General features: G+C 71.6%; 5 protein-coding genes. 4 read left to right on the top strand and 1 reads right to left on the bottom strand.

Annotated features, from left to right (window positions below; genetic code table 11):
* Window positions 1–287: 287 nt before the first annotated feature.
* From ACIBCJ_RS30130 to ACIBCJ_RS30140, 3 genes are all read left to right on the top strand, one after another.
* Window positions 288–2342, top strand: coding sequence for a M4 family metallopeptidase (locus ACIBCJ_RS30130; RefSeq protein WP_362102689.1), 2055 nt, complete (start codon window positions 288–290; stop codon window positions 2340–2342).
* Between the two features lie 335 nt (window positions 2343–2677).
* Window positions 2678–4327, top strand: coding sequence for a M4 family metallopeptidase (locus ACIBCJ_RS30135; RefSeq protein ID WP_365981185.1), 1650 nt, complete (start codon window positions 2678–2680; stop codon window positions 4325–4327).
* Window positions 4328–4407: 80 nt separating this feature from the next.
* On the top strand, window positions 4408–4914 hold the full coding sequence (locus tag ACIBCJ_RS30140; protein ID WP_362102695.1) for a DUF1990 domain-containing protein: 507 nt from the start codon (window positions 4408–4410) through the stop codon (window positions 4912–4914).
* A gap of 28 nt (window positions 4915–4942) precedes the next feature.
* On the opposite strand, the gene ACIBCJ_RS30145 is transcribed toward ACIBCJ_RS30140, so the two are convergent.
* Window positions 4943–7561 carry a glycosyltransferase family 1 protein gene (locus ACIBCJ_RS30145; RefSeq protein WP_362102698.1) on the bottom strand — a complete coding sequence of 873 codons (2619 nt, stop codon included), beginning with the start codon at window positions 7559–7561 and terminating at the stop codon, window positions 4943–4945.
* 426 nt (window positions 7562–7987) lie between these two features.
* On the opposite strand from ACIBCJ_RS30145, the gene ACIBCJ_RS30150 reads away from it, so the two are divergent.
* Window positions 7988–9320, top strand: a 1333-nt coding sequence (locus ACIBCJ_RS30150) for a maltotransferase domain-containing protein (protein ID WP_365981186.1), incomplete at its 3' end; no start/stop codon positions are given.

The raw sequence follows: 9320 nt of genomic DNA on the forward strand, positions 1-9320 counted from the left end.
GCACAGCAACGGGGCCCGAACGGCAACGATTCCGTTTATCGAACGTGAACGCCCGGTCAACGAACCATTTCCAGCCAAGTTACTGACGCGCTCCTGACAAGAAGCGCATTCTCCTGCCACTCTTCCGTCGGCCCCTTCACAGCGCCCCCACAGCTTCCCCACGAGCGCTGTGCCGCGGCCAGCTCCTAGCACGTGGTTTCTGCGTACCGCACAGTTCCGCCCGGCCGGCCACCCGCCGACCGGTCTCCCTGGCCGCGTGACCCGCGGCCACGCAGAAGGAGTCGGTGTTGAGCAGCAACACTCCCCACAGACGCACCTCCCACACCACCTCTCACATCTCCTCGCGCCGCGCCACGCACCGGCGCGCCGCGGCCGTCGCCCTGGCGGGCGTCGCCGCGCTGATCGCCACGGCGGTCCAGTCCGGTGCCGCCACCGCGGCCCCCGGCCCGTCCCCCGCGAAGGGCAGCGAGTTGGTCAGGCTCAGCCCTGCCCAGCGCGCCGAACTGATCCGCGACGCCAACGCCACCAAGGCGAAGACCGCCGACGACCTGGGCCTGGGCGCCAAGGAGAAGCTGGTCGTCCGGGACGTGGCCAAGGACAGCGACGGCACCCTGCACACCCGCTACGAGCGCACCTACGACGGCCTGCCCGTCCTCGGCGGCGACCTCGTGGTGACCAGTGACGCGGGCAAGACGGAGCAGGTCGTGAAGGCCACGGCGAAGGCCATCAGGCCGGCCACCGTGACGCCGAAGATCTCCGCCGCCAAGGCCGAGTCGCAGGCGCTGTCCGCCGCGAAGGCGGCCGGGGCCGGGCAGCCGGACGCCGACCGCGCCCCGCGCAAGGTGATCTGGGCGGCGAACGGCACGCCGGTCCTGGCGTACGAGACGGTCGTGGGCGGCCTCCAGGAGGACGGCACCCCGAACGAGCTGCACGTCGTCACCGACGCCGCCACCGGTGCCAAGCTGTACGAGTACCAGGGCATCGAGAACGGCACCGGCAACACCATGTACAGCGGCACGGTGACGCTGGGCACCGCGCAGTCGGGGTCGTCGTACACGCTGACCGACACCGCGCGCGGCAACCACAAGACGTACAACCTCAACCGCGGCACCTCCGGCACCGGGACGCTCTTCTCCGGGCCCGACGACGTGTGGGGCAACGGCACCGCGTCCAACGCCGAGACCGCCGCCGCCGACGCGCACTACGGTGCCGCGCTGACCTGGGACTACTACAAGAACGTGCACGGCCGCTCGGGCATCCGCGGGGACGGCGTGGGCGCGTACAGCCGGGTCCACTACGGCAACAACTACGTCAACGCCTTCTGGTCGGACAGCTGCTTCTGCATGACGTACGGCGACGGCACGGGCAACGCCAACCCGCTGACCGCCATCGACGTGGCCGGTCACGAGATGACCCACGGCGTCACGTCCAACACCGCGGGCCTCAACTACAGCGGCGAGTCCGGCGGTCTGAACGAGGCCACGTCCGACATCTTCGGCACGTCGGTCGAGTTCTACGCCAACAACTCCTCGGACGTCGGTGACTACCTCATCGGCGAGGAGATCGACATCAACGGCGACGGCACCCCGCTGCGCTACATGGACAAGCCCAGCAAGGACGGCGCGTCCAAGGACTACTGGTACTCGGGGATCGGCGGGGTGGACGTCCACTACTCGTCGGGTCCGGCGAACCACTTCTTCTACCTGCTCAGCGAGGGCAGCGGCACCAAGACCATCAACGGTGTCACCTACAACTCGCCCACCTCGGACGGCCTCCCGGTCACCGGCATAGGCCGCGCCAAGGCGGAGAAGATCTGGTTCCGCGCGCTGACCACCAAGTTCACCTCGACCACCAACTACGCGGGCGCCCGCACCGGCACCCTCGCGGCGGCCGGTGAGCTGTACGGCACGACCAGCGCCGAGTACACGGCCGTGGCGAACGCGTGGGCGGGCATCGCCGTCGGCTCGCGGCCCGGCGGCGGCGACCCCGGCGGCGGCACCACGTTCGAGAACGCCGCGAACGTGAACATCCCCGACTACGGGTCGGCGGTCACCTCGTCCGTCACGGTCTCCGGCCGCACCGGGAACGCGCCGAGCAACCTCAAGGTGGGCGTGGACATCGTGCACACCTGGCGCGGTGACCTGCAGATCGACCTGGTCGCACCCGACGGCTCCACGTACCGCCTGAAGAACAGCGGCAACGACTCGGCGGACGACGTGCACGAGACCTACACGGTCAACGCCTCCTCCGAGACGGCCAACGGCACCTGGAAGCTGCGCGTCCAGGACCTGGGCCCGGCGGACACCGGCTACATCGACGCCTGGCGGCTCACCTTCCCGTAGGCCGGCCGGCCCACGGGTGCACCACCCCGAGTCAGGGCGCCGCCCCGGAGGTTCGATTCCTCCGGAGCGGCGCCCTCTCCATGTCCGCGCACCCCGGCGCCCGTCCGCCGGTTTTTTGCCAAGCACTTACGCATGCCTTGTTGCGGCTTGAACCAGGTCACGCGGCCTTCACATTTCCACGACAAAGGCCCCGACGGCACTTTTCGGCCAACATCATTCCGCCCCCCTGACATGTACGCGCCTTCGGTGTCAGTCTTCCGTCACCCACAGCACAACTTCGCAGCAACCGGCCGGACACCCCACGCCGTCCGGGACCCCCCACCGAAGGAGTTTGTGTGTCTCACCTCATCGCGCGTCACCACCGCACGACGCTGGCCCTCGCCACCGCGGTCGCCGCAGGAGCGCTCCTGACCACCGGTCTGACCGCGGGCAACGCCGCCGCGGACAGCAGCGCGCCGCAGGCACTCGCGGGCGCTCCCGTCCTGCTGTCGGACACCGCGCGCAGCGCGCTCATACAGGAGCAGCAGGCCGGCGCGGCGGCCGCGGCCCGGGAGCTGGGACTGGGCGCCAAGGAGAAGCTGGTCGTCAAGGACGTGGTCAAGGACCGCGACGGCACCGTGCACACCCGCTACGAGCGCACCTACGCCGGTCTGCCCGTCCTCGGCGGCGACCTGGTCGTGCACCGGTCGAAGTCGGGTGCCACCGAGGGCGTCACCAAGGCGACCAGAGCCGCCGTCGAGGTCGCCACCGTCACGCCGAAGGTGAAGGCGGCCAGGGCCGAGCAGCAGGCGCTGTCCGCCGCCAAGGACGCCGGTTCGTCGCGGACCGCGGCCGACTCCGCGCCCCGCAAGGTGATCTGGGCGGCCGAGGGAAAGCCCGTCCTCGCCTACGAGACCGTGGTCGGCGGCCTCCAGGACGACGGCACCCCGAACGAACTGCACGTCATCACCGACGCCGCCACCGGCGCCAAGCTGTACGAGCACCAGGGCATCGAGACCGGCTCCGGCAAGAGCCTGTACTCCGGCACGGTCGAGCTGGGCACCACCAAGTCGGGCTCGTCGTACCAGCTGTACGACACCGGGCGCGGCGGCCACAAGACGTACAACCTGGCCCGCAAGACCTCCGGCACCGGCACCCTGTTCACCGACGCCGACGACGCCTGGGGCACCGGCACCGCCTCCAGCGACGCCCAGGACCAGACCGCCGCCGTCGACGCCGCCTACGGGGCCCAGGCCACCTGGGACTTCTACAAGCAGACCTTCGGCCGCAACGGCATCAAGAACGACGGCAAGGCGGCCTACTCCCGCGTCCACTACGGCAGCAACTACGTCAACGCCTTCTGGTCGGACGACTGCTTCTGCATGACGTACGGCGACGGCACGGGCAACACCAACCCGCTGACCTCGCTGGACGTGGCCGGTCACGAGATGAGCCACGGCGTCACGTCCAACACCGCGGGCCTCGAGTACAGCGGCGAGTCCGGCGGCCTCAACGAGGCGACCAGCGACATCTTCGGCACCGGCGTGGAGTACTTCGCGAACAGCTCGACCGACAAGGGCGACTACCTCATCGGCGAGGCCATCGACATCAACGGCGACGGCACCCCGCTGCGCTACATGGACAAGCCCAGCAAGGACGGCGCGTCCAAGGACTACTGGGACTCCGGTCTCGGCGGCGTCGACGTGCACTACTCCTCGGGCCCGGCCAACCACTTCTTCTTCCTGCTGGCCGAGGGCAGCGGGTCGCGGACGGTCGACGGGGTGACGTACGACTCCCCGACCTCCGACGGCTCCACCGTCACCGGCATCGGCCGCGCCAAGGCGCTGCAGGTCTGGTACAAGGCGCTGACCGAGTACATGACGTCGACGACCGACTACGCGGCCGCCCGCAAGGCGACCCTGAGCGCGGCGTCGGACCTCTACGGCGCCGACAGCACCGAGTACAAGACGGTGGGCGCGGCCTGGACCGCGATCAACGTGGGCTGACCGGGAGCGACCCCGGCACCGACACGACGGGCGGCACCCGGAACCAGCGGTTCCCGGGTGCCGCCTTAGTCTTGGTGCCCATGTCCTTCACGTACGACGACGTCGGTGCCACCCGCGAGCAGGGCCACTGCCCGCCCGGCTTCCGCCCCATGCACGTACGCACCCGCCTCGGGGAGGGCGAACCGGTGTTCCGGCGGGCGGCCGAGGCCGTACTCACCTGGGAGATGCACCGGGAGATGGGCGTCGGCATCGACGCGGACGCGGAACGTGCCGCGCCCGGCGTCGACGTCACCGTCACCCTCGCCGGCATGATCAAGGCGCCCTGCCGGGTGGTGTGGACCCTGGAGGAGCCCCGCCGGGCCGGCTGGGCCTACGGCACGCTGCCCGGTCACCCGGAGTCCGGCGAGGAGGCCTTCGTGGTGGACCGCACGGGCGACGGCACGGTGTGGCTGACCGTGTCCGCCTTCAGCCGCCCCGCCAAGTGGTACGCCAGGGCCGGCGGACCGGCCGCCCGGGCCTTCCAGCACGCCTACGCCCGGCGCTGCGGCACCGTACTGCGACGGCTGAGCGGCGGCGAGGAGGACTGAGCCCTCCTCGCCGTCCGCTGCCGGCACCTCACCGCATCAGCAGCCCGGCCGCCTCTCCCAGATCGCCGGAGGGCACCGTGACCAGGCCGGTCTCCACGCCGGAGGCCAGCAGCCGGTGCGCGGGCAGGACACGGACCGTGTACCCGAAGGGACCGGTGCGGTCCAGGGCGAGCGGGCCCTCGTACACCCAGCGGCCCTCCAGGTCGGGGCCGCCCACCGGTTTCAGCGGCACCTTCGCCGCGTCGGTGATCCGGTCCTCGGAGTCCACCCGGCCGGAGACCGCCTGCACCTCCACGTCGTCCGGCGCGAGGTCGCCGAGCTTCACCCGCACCCGCAGCGCCAGGGTGGTGCCCAGCTCGGCGCTGGCGGTGGCGGCGGACGTCTCCACGTGGTCGACGCTCACCCCCGGCCAGGCCGCCCGCACCCGTGCCTTCCATTCGGCGAGCCCGCGCGCGGAGTCCGGGTCCAGCGCGCGGTGCGCCTCGGCAGCTGGGGCGTAGAGCCGCTCCACGTACTCGCGGACCATGCGGCCGGCCAGCACCTTCGGGCCGAGCAGGGAGAGGGTCCGGCGGACCATCTCCAGCCACCGGTCGGGCAGCCCGCTCGCGCCCCGCTCGTAGAAGCGCGGGGTGATCCGCTGCTCCAGCAGGTCGTAGAGGGCGTTGGCCTCTATGGCGTCGCGCCGGTCCGGGTCGGTGCCCACGCCGTCGGCGGTGGGGATCGCCCAGCCGAAGTCGGGCCGGTACCACTCGTCCCACCAGCCGTCGAGCACCGACAGGTTGAGGCAGCCGTTGAGGGCCGCCTTCATGCCTGAGGTGCCGCACGCCTCCAGGGGCCGCAGGGGGTTGTTGAGCCAGATGTCGCAGCCGGGGTAGAGCTTCTGGGCCATCGCCATGCCGTAGTCCGGCAGGAACACGATGCGGTGCCGCACCCGCGCGTCGTCCGCGAACCGCACCAGCTCCTGCACCAGCCGCTTGCCGCCGTCGTCCGCCGGGTGCGCCTTGCCCGCCACGACGATCTGGATCGGCCGCTCGGGGTGCAGGAGCAGCTCCGTCAGCCGCTCCCGGTCCCGCAGCATCAGCGTGAGCCGCTTGTACGAGGGGACGCGCCGCGCGAAGCCGATGGTGAGCACGTCCGGGTCGAGGACGTCGTCGATCCAGCCCAGCTCGGCCGTCCCGGCACCGCGCTGCCGCCAGGAGGCGCGCAGCCGCTCGCGCACCTCCTCCACGAGCTGTTCGCGCAGGGTGCGGCGCAGCTCCCAGATGTCCTGGTCGGGGATGTCGGCGACCGAGTCCCAGCGCTCCGAGCCGCCGACGGTCAGCGCGTCCTCGGCCCGCTGCACGCCGATCTGCCGGGCGCCCAGCCGGAACACCTCGGGCGCCACCCAGGTCGGCGCGTGCACCCCGTTGGTGACGGAGGTGATGGGCACCTCGTCGGCGTCGAAGCCGGGCCACAGTCCGGCGAACATCTGGCGGCTGACTCCGCCGTGCAGCAGGGAGACGCCGTTGGCGCGCTGGGCCAGGCGCAGACCCATCACGGCCATGTTGAACAGGTTCGGCTCGCCACCGGGATAGGTCTCCATGCCGAGCCGCAGGACGCGCTCGACGTCGATGCGCGGGAGCTCGGAGTCCGGGCCGAAGTGGCGGGCGACCAGCTCGCGGTCGAAGCGGTCGATACCGGCCGGGACGGGGGTGTGGGTGGTGAAGACGGTGCCCGCCCGCACCGCTTCCAGCGCCGACCCGAACTCCAGGCCCTCGTCGCACAGTTCGGCGATGCGCTCCAGCCCGAGGAAGCCGGCGTGGCCCTCGTTGGTGTGGAACACCTCCGGCGCGGCGTGGCCGGTGAGCCGGCAGTACGTGCGCACCGCCCGGACACCTCCTATGCCCAGGAGCATCTCCTGGAGCAGCCGGTGCTCGCTGCCGCCGCCGTAGAGCCGGTCGGTGACACCGCGCTCGCCCGGGTCGTTCTCCTCCACGTCGGAGTCGAGGAGCAGCAGCGGCACCCGGCCGACCTGGGCCAGCCAGATCCGGGCGCGCAGCTCCCGGCCGCCGGGCAGCGCGAGGGCCACGTGGGCGGGGGTGCCGTCGTGCTCCTTCAGGGGGACGAGGGGCAGCTCGTGGGGGTCGAGGACGGGGTAGTGCTCCTGCTGCCAGCCGTCCCGGGACAGGGTCTGGCGGAAGTAGCCGTGGCGGTACAGCAGGCCCACGCCGACGAGCGGCACGCCGAGGTCGCTGGCGGCCTTCAGGTGGTCGCCGGCCAGGATGCCGAGGCCGCCGGAGTACTGGGGCAGGGCGGCGGTGATGCCGAACTCGGGCGAGAAGTAGGCGACGGCGGCGGGCAGTCGGCCCGGCTGGGTCTGGTACCAGCGGTCGCCGGTCATGTAGTGGTCGAGGTCGTCGGCCACCGCGGTCAGCCGGCGCAGGAAACGCCGGTCCTCGGCCAGCTCCGCGAGGCGCGCGGGCGGCACGGTGCCGAGCAGCCGTACCGGGTCGCGGCCGGACGCGGTCCAGCACTCGGGGTCGACGGACTGGAAGAGGTCGCGGGTCTCCGGATGCCAGGACCAGCGCAGATTCCGGGCCAGATCACTGAGCGGCCGGAGGGGGTCGGGGAGAACGGGACGGACGGTCAGTCGACGAATCGCCTTCACCCCGACGACGTTACCTCGCGATGTGTCCCGAGTTGGGGCCTTGGCCCCCGGCCCTCCGATTCGGCCTGAACGGGTCCGTCCTCGCACCCCGGACGGGCTAACGCGCACGGCGTGTCGCGGCGGTGCGGTGTCGCGTGTGCCGATATGGCCGGATCTTTCCCCGTCGGCCTTCTTGTGATGCCTGGGTCCGCACGAAAAGCTGCACATGTCGCGAAGAACGCTGATTGCGGGAGCGGCATCCGGGAACGCGACCGTCAACCGCCGTGTGTGCCGCGAGTGTCGACATACGCGGGAGTAGTTAACAAAGCGCCGGATTGCCCACCGGAAGAGTGTGGGAAGGCTCCTGCGGTACGCCCCGTAAGCATCTCGCAGGACCCACCTCCCCAGAGTCATCCGGCCACCCAGTTGACGCGGACAGGAGCGGTCATGCCCGCCACGCACCACTCGTCAGCAACCTCCACGCAGAGCACGGCCGTCGTCGGACGCATCCCCGTGCTGGACGTCCGCCCGGTGGTCCAGCGCGGGCGCAGGCCCGCCAAGGCCGTCACCGGCGAGTCGTTCGAGGTCACCGCCACCGTGTTCCGGGAGGGGCACGACGCGGTCGCCGCCAACGTCGTCCTCACGGACCCACGGGGCCGGCCGGGACCGTGGACGCCGATGCGGGAGCTGGCCCCCGGCACCGACCGCTGGGGCGCCACCGTCACGGCGGGGGAGCCCGGACGGTGGTCGTTCACGGTGGAGGCGTGGAGCGATCCGGTCACCACCTGGCGCCACCACGCGGGCGTCAAGATCCCGGCCGGGATGGACACGGACCTGGTCCTGGAGGAGGGCGCCCGGCTGTACGAGCGGGCCGCCGCGGACGTGCCCGCGAGCGCGGACCGGCGTGAGCTGCTGGCCGCCGTCGACGCGCTGCGCGACGAGAGCAGGCCGGCCGCGTCCCGGCTGGCGGCGGCGCTGACGCCGGAGGTGGACGCGGTGCTGGCCCGGCATCCGCTGCGGGACCTGGTCACCTCCTCCGAGCCGCTGCCGCTGCTGGTGGAGCGCGAACGCGCCCTGTACGGCGCCTGGTACGAGTTCTTCCCCCGCTCCGAGGGCACCCCCGAGCAGCCCCACGGCACCTTTCGCACCGCCGCCCGCCGCCTGCCCGCGATCGCCGCCATGGGCTTCGACGTCGTCTACCTCCCGCCGGTCCACCCCATCGGCACCACCCACCGCAAGGGCCGCAACAACACCCTCTCCGCCACCCCCGACGACGTCGGCGTCCCCTGGGCCATCGGCTCACCCGAAGGCGGCCACGACACCGTCCACCCCGCGCTCGGCACCCTCGACGACTTCGACCACTTCGTCGCCGAAGCCGCCCGCCACGGCCTCGAAGTCGCCCTCGACTTCGCCCTCCAGTGCTCCCCCGACCACCCCTGGGTCCACAAACACCCCGACTGGTTCCACCACCGCCCCGACGGCACCATCGCCCACGCCGAGAACCCGCCCAAGAAGTACCAGGACATCTACCCCATCGCCTTCGACACCGACCCCGAAGGACTCCACGCGGAAACGGTGCGGGTACTGCGGCACTGGATGGAGCACGGGGTGCGGATCTTCCGCGTCGACAACCCCCACACCAAACCGGTCGCCTTCTGGGAACGCGTCATCGCCGACGTCAACCACACCGACCCCGACGTCATCTTCCTGGCCGAGGCCTTCACCCGCCCCGCGATGATGGCGACCCTCGCCCAGATCGGCTTCCAGCAGTCCTACACCT

Source organism: Streptomyces sp. NPDC051136 (assembly GCF_044455745.1).
In the GTDB taxonomy this organism is placed as follows: Bacteria; Actinomycetota; Actinomycetes; order Streptomycetales; family Streptomycetaceae; genus Streptomyces.

What these genes read in the sequence shown, in the direction of transcription:
- ACIBCJ_RS30140 (WP_362102695.1), top strand. Translation starts at nt 4,408, where the DNA reads ATGTCCTTCACGTACGACGACGTCGGTGCCACCCGCGAGCAGGGCCAC.